13 protein-coding genes are annotated in these 19,467 nt (G+C 49.1%); 7 read left to right on the plus strand and 6 right to left on the minus strand.

The features are described 5' to 3' along the window. Window positions 1–62: 62 nt before the first annotated feature. The gene (gene rluC, locus ACS18Q_RS10070; protein WP_014204671.1) at window positions 63–1,013 is read right to left on the minus strand and encodes a 23S rRNA pseudouridine(955/2504/2580) synthase RluC; all 951 of its coding nucleotides are present in this window, start codon (window positions 1,011–1,013) and stop codon (window positions 63–65) included. A 617-nt stretch (window positions 1,014–1,630) separates the two neighbouring features. Here rluC and rne point away from each other — a divergent pair. Continuing rightward, window positions 1,631–4,774, plus strand: coding sequence for a ribonuclease E (gene rne / locus ACS18Q_RS10075; RefSeq protein WP_441257041.1), 3,144 nt, complete (start codon window positions 1,631–1,633; stop codon window positions 4,772–4,774). Between the two features lie 57 nt (window positions 4,775–4,831). Here rne and ACS18Q_RS10080 read toward each other — a convergent pair whose 3' ends face one another. Next, complete coding sequence (locus ACS18Q_RS10080) at window positions 4,832–5,590, minus strand: DUF481 domain-containing protein (RefSeq protein WP_441257042.1); 759 nt, start codon at window positions 5,588–5,590, stop codon at window positions 4,832–4,834. 342 nt (window positions 5,591–5,932) lie between these two features. On the opposite strand from ACS18Q_RS10080, the gene ACS18Q_RS10085 reads away from it, so the two are divergent. Then, window positions 5,933–7,492 (plus strand): SulP family inorganic anion transporter, encoded by a 1,560-nt coding sequence (locus tag ACS18Q_RS10085; RefSeq protein WP_158165517.1) that lies wholly within the window; start codon window positions 5,933–5,935, stop codon window positions 7,490–7,492. A 146-nt stretch (window positions 7,493–7,638) separates the two neighbouring features. Further along, window positions 7,639–8,514, plus strand: coding sequence for a DMT family transporter (locus ACS18Q_RS10090; RefSeq protein ID WP_055466022.1), 876 nt, complete (start codon window positions 7,639–7,641; stop codon window positions 8,512–8,514). A gap of 130 nt (window positions 8,515–8,644) precedes the next feature. Here ACS18Q_RS10090 and adhE read toward each other — a convergent pair whose 3' ends face one another. Beyond that, window positions 8,645–11,347 carry a bifunctional acetaldehyde-CoA/alcohol dehydrogenase gene (adhE, locus tag ACS18Q_RS10095; protein ID WP_004724197.1) on the minus strand — a complete coding sequence of 901 codons (2,703 nt, stop codon included), beginning with the start codon at window positions 11,345–11,347 and terminating at the stop codon, window positions 8,645–8,647. 629 nt (window positions 11,348–11,976) lie between these two features. Between adhE and ACS18Q_RS10100 the strand changes: the two genes are divergently transcribed. Both ACS18Q_RS10100 and ACS18Q_RS10105 read left to right on the plus strand, forming a co-directional pair. Beyond that, the gene (locus ACS18Q_RS10100; RefSeq protein WP_014204666.1) at window positions 11,977–12,612 is read left to right on the plus strand and encodes a YchE family NAAT transporter; all 636 of its coding nucleotides are present in this window, start codon (window positions 11,977–11,979) and stop codon (window positions 12,610–12,612) included. Between the two features lie 51 nt (window positions 12,613–12,663). Next, complete coding sequence (locus ACS18Q_RS10105; protein WP_014204665.1) at window positions 12,664–13,539, plus strand: ion transporter; 876 nt, start codon at window positions 12,664–12,666, stop codon at window positions 13,537–13,539. Window positions 13,540–13,593: 54 nt separating this feature from the next. Here ACS18Q_RS10105 and asd read toward each other — a convergent pair whose 3' ends face one another. Then, window positions 13,594–14,709 (minus strand): aspartate-semialdehyde dehydrogenase, encoded by a 1,116-nt coding sequence (gene asd, locus ACS18Q_RS10110; RefSeq protein WP_038150668.1) that lies wholly within the window; start codon window positions 14,707–14,709, stop codon window positions 13,594–13,596. Between the two features lie 433 nt (window positions 14,710–15,142). Between asd and nhaC the strand changes: the two genes are divergently transcribed. Next, window positions 15,143–16,582 (plus strand): Na+/H+ antiporter NhaC, encoded by a 1,440-nt coding sequence (gene nhaC, locus ACS18Q_RS10115; RefSeq protein WP_004724193.1) that lies wholly within the window; start codon window positions 15,143–15,145, stop codon window positions 16,580–16,582. A 196-nt stretch (window positions 16,583–16,778) separates the two neighbouring features. On the opposite strand, the gene ACS18Q_RS10120 is transcribed toward nhaC, so the two are convergent. Then, entirely contained in the window at window positions 16,779–18,020 is a 1,242-nt protein-coding gene (locus ACS18Q_RS10120; protein ID WP_441257043.1) for an Hpt domain-containing protein, read from the minus strand. 115 nt (window positions 18,021–18,135) lie between these two features. Next, a complete protein-coding gene (yejK, locus tag ACS18Q_RS10125; protein ID WP_014204663.1) occupies window positions 18,136–19,137 on the minus strand; it encodes a nucleoid-associated protein YejK in 1,002 nt (333 codons plus the stop codon). An 84-nt stretch (window positions 19,138–19,221) separates the two neighbouring features. Between yejK and ACS18Q_RS10130 the strand changes: the two genes are divergently transcribed. Beyond that, the gene (locus tag ACS18Q_RS10130; protein WP_004724190.1) at window positions 19,222–19,437 is read left to right on the plus strand and encodes a YejL family protein; all 216 of its coding nucleotides are present in this window, start codon (window positions 19,222–19,224) and stop codon (window positions 19,435–19,437) included. The last annotated feature ends 30 nt before the right edge of the window (window positions 19,438–19,467 follow it).

Consider the following 19,467-nt stretch of genomic DNA (forward strand, 5'->3'; position numbering starts at 1 on the left):
TCGCTTGAAAAGCAACTGCGCTAAAAAGAAAAAGGCTTGTCTTGCAACAAGCCTTTGAAGGTTTATGCCGATTGGCGCATCTTCGCCAACGCTTTTTCCAGCTTCGCATCGAGCGGGGCATTGATTTCCATCTTTTCACCGCTGGCTGGATGCGTGAACTGAATGTTAGCCGCATGCAGGAACAAGCGATCAATACCAAACTGCGCCGTGTAGGCATCAAAGCGGCGATCGCCATAGCGATCATCCCACGCAATCGGGTGGCCCACATATTGCGTATGCACACGAATCTGGTGAGTACGCCCAGTGATTGGACTCGCCTGCACCAGCGTTGCATCGGCAAACTTCTCTAGAATTTTAAAGCGCGTTTCGGACGGCTTCCCATTCGGGTTCACGCGCACAATGCTGTTGACTTCATTTTTGAGCAGCGGTGCATTGACCACTTTACACTGACTCTTCCACTCCCCCATCACCAGTGCAAAGTAATACTTCTGCACGGTTTTCTCACGGAACTGACTTTGCAGTTGACGCAGTGCCGAACGCTTTTTGGCGATCAACAAAATCCCTGAGGTATCGCGGTCGATACGGTGCACCAGTTCCAGAAAACGTGCTTGCGGACGCAGCGCACGCAGCGCTTCGATGGCGCCAAACTTCAGCCCACTGCCTCCATGCACCGCCGTGCCGGACGGTTTGTTGAGTACCAGCATGTGGTCGTCTTCATACAGAATGCAGTGCTCCAGCTCCGCCACTTTGTTTAGTTTGGTGCTTGGTGCCGCCACCTCGTCCTCTTTGACGTCTATTGTCACCGGAGGAACGCGGACAATGTCACCCGCTTCTAGCTTGTATTCTGCTTTGACGCGTTTTTTGTTCACGCGCACTTCCCCTTTGCGTAGAATTCGATAAACCACGCTTTTCGGGATACTTTTTAATTGGTTGCGCAAAAAGTTATCAATGCGCTGACCAGCCATGTCTTCATCGATATCGATGAACTGGACTTGGGTTCTCATTTCGCTCATGGCGGCTATTCTAACCGTAATAGGATGAAAATCACATTTTTCTTCGTAACAGGAAAACCAGCTTTTCAGCTTAAAATTTGCTCTAAATCGCCGAAATTCACATCAAGTTAACCCCTTGCGTTGGAAAATCGGCGTTGTTTTATTGATAAAATTCAAAATTTGTCAGCAATTTTCTCTGAGAATATTCAGCGTTCACTGACATTTTTTGTACAGAGTCTTAAAATTTTAAGCGCTTTCTTATAAAGCCGATTGCTGAGTTTACCAGTCACTGCTATAGTTCACAGCTGCAATAATCGAACAGGTGATAAATTAATTTGACCGTTCTTTTAATGCAGTTTTAATGAGTAGTCAGCTAAACACCAATGTGCAGCACGTGGCGTAAGACACCATTGGTGAAGGCTTCTTGTTGCTCTACTCATCGTCATTTCATGTTGAGTACCCTCCGCCTCTATGCGGATCACAGGCGTGTTTCACGCTTGTGATGACTGACGTGCCCCAGAGCATCCCCTCCAGCCGGGAGGCTGTATTGAATAAGCCATGGGATCAGGCACCGTGAAAACGAAGCAAAGGCAGCAAGAACAATAATCAAAATGAAAGAAAGAAAACGAGATTTTTAAATGAAAAGAATGTTAATTAACGCAACTCAAAAAGAAGAGTTGCGTGTCGCGTTGGTAGATGGCCAGCGACTTTTCGATTTGGATATCGAAAGTCCAGGACATGAATCCAAAAAAGCGAATATCTACAAAGGACGCATCACCCGCATTGAACCAAGTCTGGAAGCAGCATTCGTCGATTACGGCGCTGAACGACACGGTTTCCTCCCCCTCAAAGAAATTGCCCGCGAATACTTCCCTGAAGGTTATAGCTACCAAGGCCGTCCAAGCATTAAAGAAGTGCTGAATGAAGGCCAAGAAGTGATCGTGCAAGTTGAAAAAGAGGAACGCGGTAGCAAAGGTGCAGCCCTCACCACTTTTATCTCTCTTGCTGGCAGCTACCTGGTCCTGATGCCAAACAACCCTCGCGCCGGTGGTATTTCACGCCGTATCGAAGGGGATGAGCGTACAGAACTTAAATCGGCGTTAAGCACACTGGAACTGCCGCAAGGCATGGGTCTGATTGTGCGTACCGCTGGTGTGGGTAAAAGCGGCGAAGAGCTTGAGTGGGACTTGAATGTTCTGTTGAACCACTGGAGTGCGATCAAACAAGCGTCGGATTCAAACCCTGCGCCATTTTTGATCCACCAAGAAAGTAACGTCATCGTTCGAGCGATTCGTGACTACTTGCGCCGTGATATCGGTGAAATCCTGATCGACAGCAACACCATCTACGAACGCGCACTTGAGCACATCCGCCTCGTCCGTCCTGACTTCGTTAACCGTGTTAAGAAATACGACGGCGAAGTGCCGCTGTTCAGCCACTTCCAAATCGAAAGCCAGATTGAATCCGCGTTCCAACGCGAAGTTCGCCTGCCTTCCGGTGGTTCGATTGTCATCGACCCAACCGAAGCCCTGACCTCTATCGATATCAACTCTGCCCGCGCAACCAAAGGTGGTGATATCGAAGAAACCGCACTGAACACAAACTTAGAAGCTGCAGACGAAATTGCTCGCCAACTACGCCTGCGTGACCTCGGTGGCCTCGTTGTTATCGACTTTATCGATATGACTCCAGTTCGCCACCAACGTGAAGTGGAAAACCGTCTGCGTGAAGCTGTACGTGTCGACCGCGCTCGCGTGCAAATCGGCCGTATTTCCCGCTTTGGTCTGTTGGAAATGTCGCGTCAGCGTCTCAGCCCATCACTGGCTGAAGCCAGCCATCACATCTGTCCTCGTTGTACTGGTACGGGCGTGATTCGTGATAACGAATCTCTGGCTCTATCTGTGCTGCGTTTGATCGAAGAAGAAGCTCTGAAAGACAACACCTCGCAAGTTTTGGCGGTTGTGCCTGTCTCGATTGCATCTTACCTGTTGAACGAAAAACGTCGCTCGGTGAACCACATTGAACGCACTCAGGATGTGAAAATCACGGTTGTGCCAAACTCCGACATGGAAACGCCTCATTTTGAAGTGGTCCGTGTACGTGATGGCGAAGAGCAGAACATTCTGTCTTACCTGATCCCTCGCAAACTGGAAGCAATGAAAGAAGCGGAAGGGAAAGAGCCAACTGAAACGGAAGTCAAACCGAAGCGTATTGAAGAACCTGTACTGAAAGGTTTTGCTGCGCCAGCTCAAACGGCTCCAGCGCCTGCGCCAACACCAAAACCTCAGGTTGAACAACCTCAGGAAGTGAAGGAAGAAAAACCAGGTCTGTTTGGCCGCTTCTTGAAAGCCCTGTCAGGCCTGTTCGCAGCACCTGCAGAAGCACCGAAGAAAGAAGAGCAAGATCAGCCGAAAGCGAAAGGCAACGATGACCGTAATAAGTCGTCTCAACCTCGTCGTGAACGCAATGATCGTCGTCGTAACTCTCGCGACAAGAACAAGCGTAAGCCAAACGACGACACGAAAGAAAGAACCAACGAGAACAAAGCCGCGGATAAAGACGCGCCAAATTCTCGCAAGCAGCAAGAGCGTAAGCCGAAGCAAGAGCGTACAGAACGTAACGACCGCAATGAGCGTAATGAGCGCGGCGATCGTAACGAACGCGGTGATCGCAACGAACCTCGTCGCAATAACAAACGTGACGATGCGAAATCAGCCAAGCTGATGGAACAAGGTCGTCAGCTCGCGGCAGATGCACAACAAGACCCAACCGATGCCCCTCGCGCCGAAGCGAAGGAAGAAAAAGCAGCGGTGGTGAAAGAACGTCGTCAACGTCGTAAACTGACCAAGCAAATTCGCGTCAAAGATCAGCAAGCCGCTGAGCTGGAAGCGAAGAGTGACACTGCGCCAGTGGCTGACAAAGCCGTTGAGTCGGTGAAAGACATCAACACTGATGTGGCTGCAAACGAAGCGCAAGACACCGAAAAAGATGAACAGAAGCAGCGTCGTAACCGTCGCTCGCCTCGCCACCTGCGTGCAAGTGGTCAGCGTCGTCGTCGTGGTCGCGACCGTCGTCCAAACCCATTCCGTCTGCGTAAAGGTGGCGTTGCGTCACCAGAAATGGCAATGGGTAAAGTGATGCCGCGTTATGATCTGGCAAAACCAGCTCAGAAAGCCGCGAAAGTCGACGAAGCACCTGCAGCAGCAGCGAGCGTCGCACTCGGTGGCTTTGCTTGTCCAGAAATGGCCATGGGCAAAGTGATCATTCGTCGCGAAATGCCTCAAGCGGTTGTTGAAGCTGAAGTTGTTGTTGAAGCGCCGGTTGAAGCAGTCAGCACTCCTGTCGTCGAAGCGCCAGTAGCAGTCGCTGATGTGGTCACGCCATCTGACGTGGTTGAAAGCGTTGATGCTGAAGTCGTCGCAGCACCTAAAGCGGCACAGGAGCCAAATGTTCAAGCGCCTGTTCTTGAATCCGTGAATGTGGCTGAATCCGTTGATGTGGTTGAAACCGTTGAAACAGCACCAGCTGTAGAAGCGGCAATCGAGCCCGCACCTCAACCTGCCCCTAAAGCAGCACCAGTGGCGAAGCCAACGGTGAAAGCGGCCGTGACATCAGGCCATGCTTCTGCACCAATGGCAAAAGCACCTGGCTCCAACGAGCTGAAAGAAATCGCGGTCGTGGCAGCGCCATTCCGCACTGAGCGCTACCAACCAATCGGCGCAGGCAGCCAAGCTGCTCGCAATCAAGCCGGTGCAGCGATGGCTAAACCTCAGTCTTTCTAAGCGACGCGACATCCGTCATATAAAAAAGCCCACCTTTCGGTGGGCTTTCTTTTGGGCTTAAAACGCGTAATTCAAACTGATGGTGCTGTAGATTTCATCATGGCTCTTGCCCGCAGCCACTTGCGAGTTGTAGATATATTCGGTGTCGAGTACCAACGCCAATTTTTCAGCCAGCTTGTTTTTTAAGAAGGCGTTTGCCGTGGTCGTGGTGTTGGAATCACCGTAGTCGACACGCACTCCCGCCCCGACATTCATGGCATCAGACAATTGCGTGTTGCCATTGGCAAACGCGTTCGCAATCACTTCATCCTGACTTTCGTTCGCTTTTGTTTTATCAAACGCTTGGCGTTTTGAATAACGGAAACCCGGACCCGCACCAATTTCCAGTTTTGAGGTGCCATCATCAATCAGTGTTTGACCAATACCACCGACGATCAAGGCCTGATGACGGTACGTGGCATACTGATCGTGTTCGTACTTCGCATTGCTAAACAAAAAGGTGTCATTCGATACGGTGTGTTTAATGTCGTAGATGATGCGGTACTTGTTGGTGCCATCATCGTCAGATTGATGAGAATAGTAGGTCGCCAAAGACAATCGCTGGGTTTGCTTTTCTTGCTCGTATTTCAAACTAGCGCCGGAGTTCACCGACATCGATGTGCTGTCGGTTTTCGAATAAATAAAGCCCAATTTGGCATCACCACTGAACTGACCTGCATTGCTATCGACATCAGATCCAGACTCCGCAGCCAATGCATGAAAAGAACAGACACTCAGCAGTGCCGTGAGAGTGATCACGTTACCGGTCGTCGGCATAACAAATCTCCAACTGAAAAAATAAAGTGACCAGTATATGACGTAGAGCACACTATTCGGTTAGCCGATCGTAAAATTTTCAGTTAAATCATTAACAAAACTCACAAACATCCAGCCTTGCTATGGCTGAATACGGGATATTTATCCGGTTAATTGTTGAACTTAATCACACTATTCAGTACCATTCGCCGACTTAAAACACGACACCAATCTGCTGCGACTCATTTTTTTGTCACAATTTCGGCCTGTCACTGGTGATCGTTCACCACACCTGCAAGGGGCTAATATTCAGCACAGAGCATGTGTCTCCATTCATTTAACGACAGCGAAAACTGAATACTCATGTTTGAATTTCCACAATTTTCTAAGCATTCGGTCAAAAATGACGTGCTATCGGGTTTAACCGTCGCATTGGCATTGGTTCCCGAAGCCGTTGCATTTGCCTTCGTGGCGGGTGTGGATCCGATGGTCGGTCTCTATGCCGCCTTTATCGTTGGTCTGGTCACCTCAATTTTTGGCGGACGTCCAGGCATGATCTCCGGTGCAACCGGCGCCATGGCCGTCGTGATGGTCAGCCTGGTGGCAACCCATGGCGTTCAATACCTGTTTGCTGCCATTTTATTTGCCGGCATTCTACAAATTGCCGCGGGCTTGTTTAAATTGGGCAAATTCATTCGAATGGTGCCTCACCCCGTGATGATCGGCTTTGTGAACGGCTTGGCAATTGTGATTTTCCTTGCGCAGTTAGGCCAATTTAAAGCGCCGGATCTCAACGGCATGTTGACGTGGTTGCCACAAGACCAAATGCTACTGATGCTCGGCTTGGTCGCTTTGACCATGGCCATCATCTATTTCCTCCCCAAGATCACCACTGCAATCCCATCGTCATTGGCGGCGATTGTGACCATTACACTGCTGGTGCAAGGCCTCGGGTTAGAAACACGCACCGTGGTGGATTTCCTGCGCGCCATGTCGGGTAATGAGGCAGCCACGCTGGCAGGTAACCTGCCAAACTTCTCGATTCCAAGTGTGCCGATGACATTGGAAACGCTGCAAATTATTCTGCCTTACGCCGTTATTCTCGCGGCCATTGGCCTGATCGAATCCCTGCTGACCCTGACCGTGTTGGACGAAATGACCAATACCCGTGGCCAATCAAACCGCGAATGTATGGGCCAAGGTCTGGCGAACATCACCTGTTCCATGTTTGGTGCTATGGGGGGCTGCGCGATGATCGGTCAATCAATGATTAACGTCAATTCCGGTGGACGTGGCCGCTTGTCCGGTATCGTTGCCGCCGTCATGCTACTAGTCTTCATCTTGTTTGCATCCTCTTTGATTGAGATGATCCCACTGGCGGCGCTGGTTGGCGTGATGTTTATGGTGGTGATCGGCACATTCGAGTGGGCCACTTTCAAACTGGCGCGCCGTGTACCGAAGCAGGATTTCTTTGTGATCGTGCTGGTGACCATTGTCACCGTGTTTACCGATTTGGCAATTGCGGTCGCGGTAGGCGTGATTGCCTCGGCACTGATGTTTGCTTGGGAACATGCAAAACACATTTACGCCAGCAGCCAACTCAACGAAGAAGGCTCCAAGGTATACCAAATTCATGGCCCGATTTTCTTTGGTTCAGCAGCGAACTTCCTCGAACTGTTTGACGCCCAAAACGATCCAAGTGACGTGATTGTTGATTTTGCCCACTCACGCGTGGCCGATCATTCAGCAATTGAGGCGATTGAAACGGTTGCCGAACGTTATGCCAGCTTAGGTAAAACGCTACATCTGCGTCACCTCAGCCAAGATTGCCGCGCTCTGCTACAAAAAGCGGGAAGCTTAGTAGAAATCAACGTCAAAGAAGACCCTAGCTACAAAGTTGCCACCGATGTGTTGGCCGGCTAAGTCGCATTCTGCACAACCCTGAACCACAAAGCCTCTCATGCGAGAGGCTTTTTTATGGCTGCTGCTTTATTGGTCATGATTTAACTTGCTGATACCGCATAGCTTTCATAGCATAGTGCCCTCGCCCTCTCCTCGGACACATCATCATGACATGGATTTTCTTCACCTTTCTTGCCGCCTTCATGCAATCTTGGCGGAACGCCTTTCAAAGTCGCCTCGCTGGTGACGTGAAGACCGCCGGTGTCACACTGGCACGATTTATCTGGGCAAGCCCTTTGGCTGCGCTCTACTTGATTACCTTGTATCACATTGAACCGGTTGAATTGCCATCGTTTAGTCACACGTTTATCGGCTTCATCGTTGGTGCAGCGGTGATGCAAATTCTCGCCACTGCATTGATGGTGAAGCTGTTCAAATTCAATAATTACGCAGTCGGGGCAGGCTTAGCCAAAAGCGAAGCGCTGGTCGCAGCCGTGCTCGGCATGTTGTTCTTTGGAACACATTTGAATGTTCTGGGTTGGATTGGCGTGTTGTTGGGCGGCATTGGTGTTTTTATGCTGAGCGCGCAAGGCGGCTTTCGCCAACTTTCGCTGCCGACGATTTTACTCGGGTTAGGCAGTGGCAGTGCTTTTGCGCTCACCTCTCTGTGGGTGCGCGAAGCAAGTTTAGCACTGGGTCTCCCCTTTCCACACAGTGCGGCATGGGTATTACTGCTGGTGATTTCGCTACAAACCCTGCTATTGGTAGGCTATCTGTTCGCACGTGACATCAATACACTGAAAGCATTGTGGTCAAAGCCAAAACTCACTCTGCTGACCAGCATTAGCAGTTGCATCGGTTCGATGGGATGGTTCAGTGCCATGTCACTGCAAGCTGTTCCATACGTGAAAACTTTAGGTCAGGTTGAAATCTTTTTCACCATGTTGATTTCGATATTCTGGCTAAGGCAACGCGTCCGCATTAAAGATGGGTTGGGGCTAATTTTGGTTGCGCTGGCTGCGGTATTGGTGATGTGGACTTAACGCATCATCCATTTGCACGTCCATGCACGCCACGTCATCAGGTTTTAGCACAGCAATAAAAAAGCCCCACCAAACGGTGGGGCTTGAATTTTCCCGATAATAAGTTTCGTGCTAGCGAAAACTTATCTCATTACGCTTCAGCTTTGTCTTTCTTCGCTTTAGGCGCTGCTTTCGCTGCTTCTTGGTCTGCACGTTTCTTGATAACGGTAGTGCCTTCGAAAGTTTCACCTTCAACGAAAGGTTTACCGTAGTAAGACGCTAGCAGAACTTCTTTCAGCTCGCTGATGAGAGGGTAACGAGGGTTCGCACCAGTACATTGGTCATCGAACGCTTCAACCGCTAGTTCATCAACTTTCGCTAGGAAGTCAGCTTCGTTAACGCCAGCTGCTTGAATTGACGCTGGGATATCCAGTGCCAGTTTCAGCTCTTCCAACCAACCTAGCAGACGCTCAATTTTCTGAGCAGTGCGGTCGCCTGGTTTAGACAGACCCAAGTGGTCAGCAACTTCAGCGTAGCGACGACGTGCTTGTGGGCGGTCGTATTGAGAGAACGCAGTTTGTTTAGTTGGGTTGTCGTTCGCGTTGTAACGAACCACGTTTGCCATCAGCAGTGAGTTTGCCAAGCCGTGAGGCAGGTGGAACTCAGCACCCAGTTTGTGCGCCATTGAGTGACATACACCCAAGAATGCGTTCGCAAAGGCCACACCCGCGATAGTCGCTGCGTTGTGTACTTTTTCACGAGCGATTGGATCTTTCGCACCGTTTGCGTAGCTTGATGGCAGGTATTCTTTCAGCAGTTTCAGTGCTTGCAGTGCCTGACCGTCAGAGTATTCGTTCGCTAGAACAGATACGTATGCTTCCAGAGCGTGAACGACTGCATCGTAACCACCGAAGGCAGTCAGAGACTTAGGCATGTTCATCACAAGGTTCGCATCAACGATAGCCATGTTTGGTGTCAGTTCGTAGTCAGCCAGTGGGTATTTCGCACCAGTTTCATCGTCAGTTACCACAGCGAATGGCGTCACTTCTGAACCTGTACCTGATGTGGTTGTGATACAAACCAATTCAGCTTTTTGACCCATTTTAGGGAACTTGTAGATACGTTTACGGATGTCCATAAAGCGCATTGCTAGTTCTTCGAAGTGAGTTTCTGGGTGCTCGTACATGACCCACATGATCTTCGCAGCATCCATTGGTGAACCACCACCTAGCGCTAGAATCACATCTGGTTGGAAGCTACGCATTTGCTCTGCGCCTTTCTTCACGATAGTCAGCGTTGGATCGGCTTCCACTTCGTAGAATGTGGTCACTTCCATGCCTTGCGCTTTCAGCAGGCTCACTACTTCATCTGCGTAACCGTTGTTGAATAGGAAACGGTCAGTAACAAGGAACGCGCGTTTCTTACCTTCTAGATCGCCCAGAGCGACTGGAAGGCTACCACGACGGAAGTAGATTGATTTAGGTAGTTTGTGCCACAACATGTTTTCAGCTCGCTTCGCAACAATTTTCTTGTTGATAAGGTGTTTAGGACCTACGTTCTCAGAGATAGAGTTACCACCCCAAGAACCACAACCTAGCGTCAGAGATGGCGCAACGTTGAAGTTGTATAGGTCACCGATACCACCGTGAGTGGTCGGGATATTCACCAGAATACGAGCTGTTTTCAGACGGTCACCGAAGTAACGGATACGGTCTGCGTTCACGTCTTGGTCAGTGTATAGGCCTGAAGTATGGCCGATACCGCCGATTTCAACCATTTTCACTGCTTGGTCAACCGCGTTTTCGAAAGAAGTTGCGCGGAACATACCCAGTGTTGGAGACAGTTTTTCGTGAGCGAATTCGTCGTCGTAAGACACTTCACCGATACCTTCACCAACAAGGATCTTCGTATCAGCTGGCACTTTAACGCCTGCCATTTCAGCAATCTTAGTTGCTGGTTGGCCTACGATTTTCGCGTTCAAAGCGCCATCAATCAGAAGCACTTTACGTACTTTGTCTGCATCTGCTTTGCTCAGGACGTGTGCTTTGTGAGTCGCGAAACGCTCTTTCACTTCGTCGTACACTTCGTCCATCACGATAACAGCTTGCTCAGAAGCACACACAACGCCGTTGTCGAATGTTTTAGACATCAGTACTGAAGCAACTGCACGTTTGATGTCAGCCGTTTCATCGATCACAACAGGAACGTTACCTGCACCTACACCGATTGCTGGTTTACCTGAAGAATAAGCCGCTTTCACCATGCCTGGACCACCAGTTGCAAGGATCAGAGCGATACCTTCGTGTTTCATCAGTGCGTTAGACAGTTCCACAGATGGCTCATCAATCCAGCCGATGATGTCTTTTGGCGCACCAGCTGCAACAGCGGCGTCTAGAACCAGTTTAGCGGCATCGTTGGTTGAGTGTTTAGCACGTGGGTGTGGCGAGAAGATAATACCGTTACGAGTTTTCAGAGAAATCAGTGATTTGAAAATCGCAGTTGAAGTTGGGTTGGTGGTTGGAACAATACCACAGATGATACCTACAGGCTCAGCGATGGTCATGGTGCCCATGCTGTCGTCTTCTTCAAGAACGCCGCAAGTCTTTTCATCTTTGTACTTGTTGTAGATGTACTCAGATGCAAAGTGGTTTTTGATTACTTTGTCCTCAACAATACCCATGCCTGATTCTGCTACCGCTTGTTGCGCTAGAGGAATACGAGCTTGGTTAGCTGCCAAAGATGCTGCACGGAAGATTTTGTCGACTTGCTCTTGAGAGTAGGTCGCAAATTCTGCTTGTGCCGCTTTCACGCGAGCAACAAGAGCATCTAGTTCAGCCAGGTTAGTTACAGGCATAATGAATCTCCTAAAATAGAAAAACGTTAAAAACTCTTTATTAAGTATGCGTCCCTGAGTTTTTCTTACTTGGTCAACGGTTAATCTAATCGACAGACTTAGTAAATTGCTTTCATGGCTGAGTATAATATTTCACTGTGTGAAAAAAATTGACTCAGATCAGTTATGAAAAATTAATTACCCCTCTAGGGGTATAAGCCAACACAAAAAGCACCTAAGCAACTGAATAACAACACAAATAAAAACCATTTTTTCGATGACAAAAAACACATCAACGAACAAGTAAAACTAAAAAAACTACAACACTTTGTAAAAAAGTTTCATTTATAAACAACAACACTACGTGTAACCGCCGTTTAATGTGCTACTAAGAGTATATCTTGCGCCACTTCCCCCACCACCGCCACGCTCTTTTTTTACAAAAAATGTGCTGATGTTAACAAAGTCAGCGGAAGACATACGCAATAAGCACAATAGTGAAACATGTTGATTGCAACATTTGCCCATGATTAGTTTTTTTAAATCATAGAACCAAAAAAGCGATACTTTTTTTCATTCGTCCTTTTGCTATCTTTGACTTACATTACGCTTGCTTCATTTCAATCCCATGATCGCCAAGAGACCGTTTAATGCATTTTGAGTTTGCTATCTTTCTACAGTTTTTTTTAGGACTGGTTGCCGCTGTGAACCCAGTGGGCATCATGCCGGTGTTTGTTTCGCTCACCGGTCACATGACACCGGAAGAAAAAAACAAAATCGCGCGTACAGCCAACATTGCCGTGGCTGTCATATTGATTACGGCGCTGTTGGGCGGTCAGATGTTGCTGGATATGTTCAGCATTTCGCTCGACTCGTTTCGCGTCGCCGGTGGTTTACTACTACTGAGTATCGCCTTCTCCATGATGAGCGGTAAGCTGGGTGAAGATAAACAGAACAAACAGGAAAAATCGGAATACATCAGCCGTGAACAAATCGGCGTCGTGCCTTTGGCGATGCCCCTAATGGCGGGGCCAGGTGCCATCAGTTCGACCATTGTCTATGGGTCACGTTACCCTGCAATGATCGACACAGCCGGCATCATCCTAACGATTGTGGTATTCAGCGTTGCTTCGTGGCTGCTGTTTCGCTCTGCGCCGTATATTGTGCGTTTGCTCGGGCAGACGGGCATCAACGTGATCACCCGTATCATGGGTCTGATTCTGGGCGCATTGGGCATCGAATTTATCACCAATGGTTTGCGTAGTCTGTTTCCAGGGTTAGCGTAATCGCAAACGAGGCGTTATGATATTGCAACTGATGAAACTGGTTGCAATATCATGTCCAACAAGACGCTTAAACATCATCTTTATGTCATTATTTTTGGGACTTACACGCGAGGCGGTCGAATCTTCGATATCACGCTGATTGCCGCGATTCTCACGTCCATCGTCGCACTCATTCTCGATTCCATTCCCGATATTTCCGCAGTGTGGAAAACTGAAATTCGTTACATCGAATATTTCTTCACGGCGCTGTTTACCATCGAATACTTACTGCGTCTCTACTGCTCACCCAAACCGACTGCGTACGCCAAAAGCTTCTACGGTGTGATTGATTTGCTGGCGATCTTACCCACTTACTTTGCGCTGCTGTTTCCGTCTGCAACGTTTATGGGTGCCATTCGTTTGCTGCGCGTCATGCGTATTTTTCGAATTCTAAAGCTGGTGCGCTACCTGCAAGATTCCAACATATTGATGCGCTCGCTACTTGCCGCACGCCGAAAGGTACTGATTTTCTTCAGTACTGTGGCGGTTTTGGTGACGATCTTTGGTTCGTTGGTGTATGTCATTGAAGGGCCAGAAAACGGCTTTACCAGCATTCCGCAAAGTATTTACTGGGCCATCGTCACCATCACAACAGTCGGTTATGGCGACGTTGCACCTCAAACGGCACTGGGCAAAGCGGTGGCATCACTGACCATGCTGCTGGGTTATTCGATTCTGGCGGTACCGACCGGGATCATTACCGCCGAACTCAACCAAGAGATGAACTCCCACCGCTCGCTGGTGAAATGCCCCAACTGCTCACAAGCCGGTCATGAAGCCGATGCGATGTATTGCAAACATTGCGGCAGTGAATTGGCAGAGCCGGATAAACGGGTGGTACCGGTCGTCAATGGGCTCGAAACGTTAGAAGAAAATAAAGCGCCGTAAAGGCGCTTTATTATTATTTTTATACGTTAGATATACGTTAGAGCAGAGCGGGATTTATTGCTTTTCAGCAAGGATGATGCGCAGTGTACGACGCAGTGGCTCCGCCGCGCCCCACAACAGTTGGTCACCCACGGTGAATGCGTTGAGGAAGTCATCACCCATCGACATTTTACGCAAACGGCCAACTGGCACGGACAAAGTGCCCGTCACTTTCGCAGGGCTCAGTTCACGCGCGGTAATGTCACGCTCGTTCGGAATCACTTTCACCCAATCGTTGTGCGTTGCAATCATCTCTTCAATTTCATCAAGCGGCACATTTTGTTTCAGCTTAATGGTCAGCGCTTGAGAGTGACAACGCATCGCACCAATACGGACACATGTCCCGTCGATTGGCACAGGCGAGTTTTGCGAACCTAGGATCTTGTTCGCTTCCACGCCGGCTTTCCACTCTTCTTTGCTTTGACCGTTGTCGCGTTTCACGTCGATCCAAGGAATCAACGACCCGGCTAGCGGAACGCCAAACTGGTCGGTTGGGAAGCTCGATGAGCGCATCGTTTCTGCCACTTTCTGGTCGATGTCCAGAATGGAGCTTGACGGATTGGCCAGCTCAGAGCTCACCGCATCGTTGATCACGCCCATTTGCGAAATCAATTCACGCATGTTTTGCGCGCCCGCACCGGAAGCAGCTTGGTAAGTCATGGCGCTCATCCATTCAACCAGGCCGCGTTCAAACAGACCGCCGAGGCCCATCAACATCAAGCTCACGGTACAGTTACCGCCAACAAATGTGTTGGTGCCACCATGAATGCCTTGTTGAATTTGCGCCAAGTTGACTGGATCCAGAGTAATGATGGAGTCTTTGTCCATGCGAAGTGTGGAGGCCGCATCAATCCAGTAGCCTTTCCAGCCAGCTTGACGCAGCGCTGGGTACACCTTTTCAGTGTAGCTGCCGCCTTGACACGTGATCACCGCATCCAGCTGTTTCAGGCTATCAATATCAAACGCGTCTTGCAGTAGACCAGCTTCCTTACCAAAGTTTGGCGCAGGGATACCAATTTGTGACGTACTGTAGAAAACAGGATCGATCAGGTCAAAATCACGCTCTTCAACCATTCGCTGCATCAGTACAGAACCAACCATACCACGCCAACCCACTAAACCTACTCTCATCGCACTAACTCTCCGTGTATTCCAGTTAAAAATTCAATCCATCATCTATAAGTGGTTCAGGATAAAATCTCAAGCCTTTATTCAGAAAAGTCGTAAGTTTTTCTTTCGTCGCACCGCGATACACAACGATTTCGCCGGCAAACTGCTAAAAGCGTTAAATTTGTTAATTCTTCAGCCTTTGGTAATCAAATCTTCACTTAACTACTTACACTTTGTTACACGCATTTTTCACATTACAAATCTTTTTGTTTCAAATTGTTTGCTCAAATACAACATTTAAACCTACCAATTAACCACCATAACGACACAAATCACACCAATTGAGTTTAATGTCGATATATTATTCCAACTCATGTACAGTTCCGCGCAACTGATAAGGATGTTTTCCCCTCCTTAGCACAACTACCCGATAACCCGATAAGAGGTTCTTAGAATGACTCAAGCCCCCAAACGCTTACCCAGCTTGGTACAAGTTATTGTATCGCTCGGTCTGTTTTTACTATTGGCTTTTTCGTTTACTGCTAAGTTCGATCTACCGATTCAGCTGGCCTTATACATTGGCTGGTTCATTATTTTTGTATTAGGTGTCCGCCTTGGTCACAAATACCAAGAACTAGAAAAAGCGGCACTTAGCGGCATTTCTAACGGTTTAGGTGCAGTTTTAATACTTTTAGCCGTGGGTGCGCTGGTCGGAACCTGGATTTCCGGCGGGATTGTGCCGACGATCATTTACTACGGTCTGCAAGCGATCCACCCTTCTATCTTCTTGCTGGCGACCATGGTGATCTGTTCTCTGACTGCGCTGGCTACCGGTACCTCTTGGGGTGCTGCGGGTACCGCCGGTATTGCGATGATGGGGATCGGCCAAGGCCTTGGCGTTCCTGCGCCAATTACAGCGGGTGCGGTTCTGTCTGGCTGTTACTTTGGTGACAAAATGTCGCCTCTGTCAGACTCTGTGATTCTGGCCTCATCCATGTCGAACGTTGAAGTCATGGAACACATCAAAGGCATGCTGCCGATCGCGCTGATCAGCTACATCATCACCGGTATCATGTTTACACTATTTGGTTTCCACTACGCAGGCAACGTCGATATGTCACAGGTTCAGTCGGTGATTAACGCGATGGAAACGCAGTTCTACATTACGCCATATTCGTTTATTCCTGTCCTGATTGTGTTGGGTTTGCTGGCCATGCGTATGCCATCTTTCCCGGTGATCAGCTTCGGTTCGCTGCTGGGTATCGTTTGGGCGGTGATGATTCAGGACGTCGACTTCCTGCAAGCATTCAACACGGCATGGGCACCATTCCACATTGAATCTGGCGTGGATTTCATTGATGCGATTCTAAACCGCGGTGGTATGTCGTCGATGCTGGGTTCAGTGGCGGTCATCGTATTCGGTCTTGGTTTTGGTGGTCTGCTGGATAAAGTGGGCGTGCTGGAAACCATCGCGAAACTGTTCGAACGCCGCGTCACAAGCCCGGGCTCACTGGCAACCAGCACCATCGGTACGGCATTTATGGGGAACGTGTTTGGTTCTGCGATGTACGTGTCCCTGATCCTGACCCCAAAAATCTGTGCGAAGAACTACGACCGTCTGGGTTACAAGCGTAAAAACTTGTCTCGTAACGCCGAGTTTGGTGGCACGCTCACCTCCGGCATGGTGCCTTGGAGTGACAACGGTATTTACATGGCGAGTATTCTTGGCGTGGCAACCCTCTCTTACGCGCCGTTCATGTGGCTCAGCTTCGTGTGTATCATCGTGACCATTTTCACCTCTTACATGGGTTGGTTTGTCGATAAATGCGAACCAACCGCAGAGGCTACGTTGGAAGAGGAAGCGGCGCTGGCATTGCAAAAGCAATCGGCTTAATCCGTACCAACTGATCCAATAAAAACAGAGCGCGAATTTCGCGCTCTGTTTGTTTCTCGCTCTATTGATATCTGCAGTGCCTTATCTCTGCACGGTTTTATCTCTGCACTGTCTCGCCGCCTTTGTTCACCGTCGTCTCTATCCGACACATGTCGAAAAGCAGCGCATCTTGAAAACCCAAATGCGTTGGAAACCGTTAACTCGCCCGCTTGTTCAGAAAGTAACGCGCACTTTCAATGGTCTGCTTCAGATGAGCACTCAACTTCTGTAGGTCCGATTCCGTCGGTTGCGAGCCGTGTTTCAGTTTCATCTCAATCGCCAACGCCACATCACGCAATCCATCGGCGCCTAAATTTCCCGCCACCCCTTTCAAGCTGTGCGCTTTACGCAATGCCCCTTCCGAATCCGTCCTCAACAACTGGCGCAACCCCTCATCATCGTTGCGATGATCTTCAATGAACACCTCCAATAGCATGTGAACCGAGTCGTAATCGTCGTTCAATGAAGAGAGCATGCGCTGAATGTTGATGGCCGAACCCTCTTCAATGACCACCTCCGGTTCAAACGTTGGGTTGATGGGGGTCACCACCGGCGTGGGACTTTCCGCCATCACCAGCGCAGGTTCAGCCACGGGAACAGCTTGCTGTTTGGCGTGCCATTTTTCACGGCGCATCGCCAAAATCACCAACAACAGCATGGCGACAGCGCTACTGAGCATGCTCAGGATCGTCAGCGTTTTAAAGCGTTCTTCATATTGCGTGTTAGCCGACATGATCTCGTTGTGCACGCGATGACGCAGCAGTTTATCGACCAAATTGTCGCCTTCCGCATAGTGACTCAGCAAGGTAGAAACGCGAGCCAGCGTGCGTTGCAAATTATCTTTGGCTTCCGTCGGCAAGGATTCGGATTGTTTCAGCAAGGCATCAAAGGTGCGATAGAGTTCAGGGCTGCGCGCGCCTTCGGTGTACAGCGCTTGCAAGACGAAAGCGCCAATTTTGAGGTAATCGGCCTGCACGTCGGGTTGGTGTGCATAGCGTTCTCGCAGCGCCTGCAACTGCTCGACTAACTCGTTAATCGACAATTCCACGGCAAGAAAACTTCGCGTCTGCTCGATAAAGCGATCCGTCACATACAAGGTTTGCGTTAAGTCGGGCTGAAACCAATTGGAATCTGAATCGGCTTCGAGCTGCAACCGCAATGAGTAAATCACTTGAATATTGAGCGCCAGATCATTGGCGCGTGTGGTTCGGTATGGCGACTGAAAGTAGAGGGTATTACGCAAACCATCCACACTATTTTCAAGCTCATTCAGATTGCGGCTGGTCACTTCTAGCGCGCGGTATTGCAACAGCACCGCCAACAAGACGACGCCCCACACGACAATCACCGCAAGATCCAACCTGTTTTTTAGCCATCCACTGATTCGGTTTGCGCTCATCCCTGCTCTCTGCACTGTATTTGTGATTCAATACAAGCATATACTGAAATACATCACCTGTCGTGACAGCGGCGAAAAAGCATACAAAAAAGAGCGCCGTAGCGCTCTCATGTCATCATTGTTTGCGGGTCAGTTGATCGCGCAAGTTAGGCGGGGTGCCTTTAATGGTCAGCGTGTCAGTTTCTGGATCGTAGAATACGCGTTCCCCCATCAGCAGGCTGTCAAAGCTGATGTTCAGGCCGCCACCGGCGCCCACATACTTAGTCAGTTTGCGCACCGTGCTGCGGTCGCCCGGGAAGCTCTCTTCCAACTCATATCCGTGTTCACGGGTGAAATCAAAGAAGCTGGTGCCGTCGGTGCTTGCGGGCAGCTCCCCTGAAAGCTCTTGAACTTGGACTTCTTCACCCGCTTTGATTTGATCGTTGCAGTACTCGTAAACCTGCTTCTTGTAACTGATCGCTTCGTCTTTTTCGAGTTTTGAATCGGTACAGAAATCTTCTACGGCCTGCATCAGCAGTTGGTTTTGCTGTTTTGGATCCAAACCGATGTCTGCTTGCAGAAAATCAAGGAAGAAGTCAGCCACTTTACGGCCCACACGGCCTTTGATGTAAGACAGGTAACGGTTTGAATCACGATCGGTCTCGTAGCTCGACAGATCAATGCGCGCCGCAATGTCCATCTTATTGATGTCGAGGTAGTCGGTCGCGCTGATGTCGAGACCTTCCGTCACTTTCAAGCTTTGGTTCATCGGCAAAATGCCAATAAACAGATAATCAGTCGCCAGTGATTGGTACTCTGCCATCACCAGAATGCCTTCGTCGGCAAAGGGGTACTTCGCCAACTCATCTTTCAGGCGTTGCGCACTCACTTGTGAAAAGTCGTAAAAGTTACGTTCCCCTTTACGCAATTCATGTAACCATGTTTGAAAATCACTGTCAGACTTAAACGAACCGAAACCTTTGCCCGCTTTCGCATTGAAAACGCGATGCAACTCGGCCACGAGGTTCTCGGTTGAGGTATCATTGTCAAGAGACTGAGCGCGGTAGTTAACCATCAACTCGTCATTATCGTTTTTGCGCAGTTGATGCAAAATGACATTGGAAAGGTGCAAACTCATAGTGAAATATTCATCGTACTGGTTTCAGTTGTAAGGCATAGTAGGTTATCATAAGCCGCTTTTACTATCATCATTAGAGTCTTTATGCCAATTACATCGAAATACAGCGACGAAAAAGTTGAAACTATCCTGACTGAAATCGCTGCCGTTCTTGATAAACATGATGCTTCTCCAGAGCTTACCCTGATGATTGCCGGCAACGTGGCAACCAACGTGTTGAACCAGAACGTGGCCGCAGCACAGCGAAAAGCGATTGCAGAGAAGTTTGCGCAAGCGTTAATGTCTTCGTTGCAAAATTAATTTCATACTTAACACCGGATAAATAGAAAA

It is taken from the genome of Vibrio sp. Vf1514 (genome assembly GCF_052076135.1).
GTDB classification, from domain to species: Bacteria; Pseudomonadota; Gammaproteobacteria; order Enterobacterales; family Vibrionaceae; genus Vibrio; species Vibrio furnissii.

Excerpts from the sequence above, each read along its gene's own strand:
- asd (WP_038150668.1), bottom strand. The coding sequence starts at position 14,709 with ATGAGAGTAGGTTTAGTGGGTTGGCGTGGTATGGTTGGTTCTGTACTG.
- nhaC (WP_004724193.1), top strand. The coding sequence starts at position 15,143 with ATGACTCAAGCCCCCAAACGCTTACCCAGCTTGGTACAAGTTATTGTA.
- rluC (WP_014204671.1), bottom strand. The coding sequence starts at position 1,013 with ATGAGCGAAATGAGAACCCAAGTCCAGTTCATCGATATCGATGAAGAC.
- rne (WP_441257041.1), top strand. The coding sequence starts at position 1,631 with ATGAAAAGAATGTTAATTAACGCAACTCAAAAAGAAGAGTTGCGTGTC.
- ACS18Q_RS10100 (WP_014204666.1), top strand. The coding sequence starts at position 11,977 with ATGCATTTTGAGTTTGCTATCTTTCTACAGTTTTTTTTAGGACTGGTT.
- ACS18Q_RS10080 (WP_441257042.1), bottom strand. The coding sequence starts at position 5,590 with ATGCCGACGACCGGTAACGTGATCACTCTCACGGCACTGCTGAGTGTC.
- ACS18Q_RS10105 (WP_014204665.1), top strand. The coding sequence starts at position 12,664 with ATGTCCAACAAGACGCTTAAACATCATCTTTATGTCATTATTTTTGGG.
- adhE (WP_004724197.1), bottom strand. The coding sequence starts at position 11,347 with ATGCCTGTAACTAACCTGGCTGAACTAGATGCTCTTGTTGCTCGCGTG.
- yejK (WP_014204663.1), bottom strand. The coding sequence starts at position 19,137 with ATGAGTTTGCACCTTTCCAATGTCATTTTGCATCAACTGCGCAAAAAC.
- ACS18Q_RS10085 (WP_158165517.1), top strand. The coding sequence starts at position 5,933 with ATGTTTGAATTTCCACAATTTTCTAAGCATTCGGTCAAAAATGACGTG.
- ACS18Q_RS10120 (WP_441257043.1), bottom strand. The coding sequence starts at position 18,020 with ATGAGCGCAAACCGAATCAGTGGATGGCTAAAAAACAGGTTGGATCTT.
- ACS18Q_RS10090 (WP_055466022.1), top strand. The coding sequence starts at position 7,639 with ATGACATGGATTTTCTTCACCTTTCTTGCCGCCTTCATGCAATCTTGG.
- ACS18Q_RS10130 (WP_004724190.1), top strand. The coding sequence starts at position 19,222 with ATGCCAATTACATCGAAATACAGCGACGAAAAAGTTGAAACTATCCTG.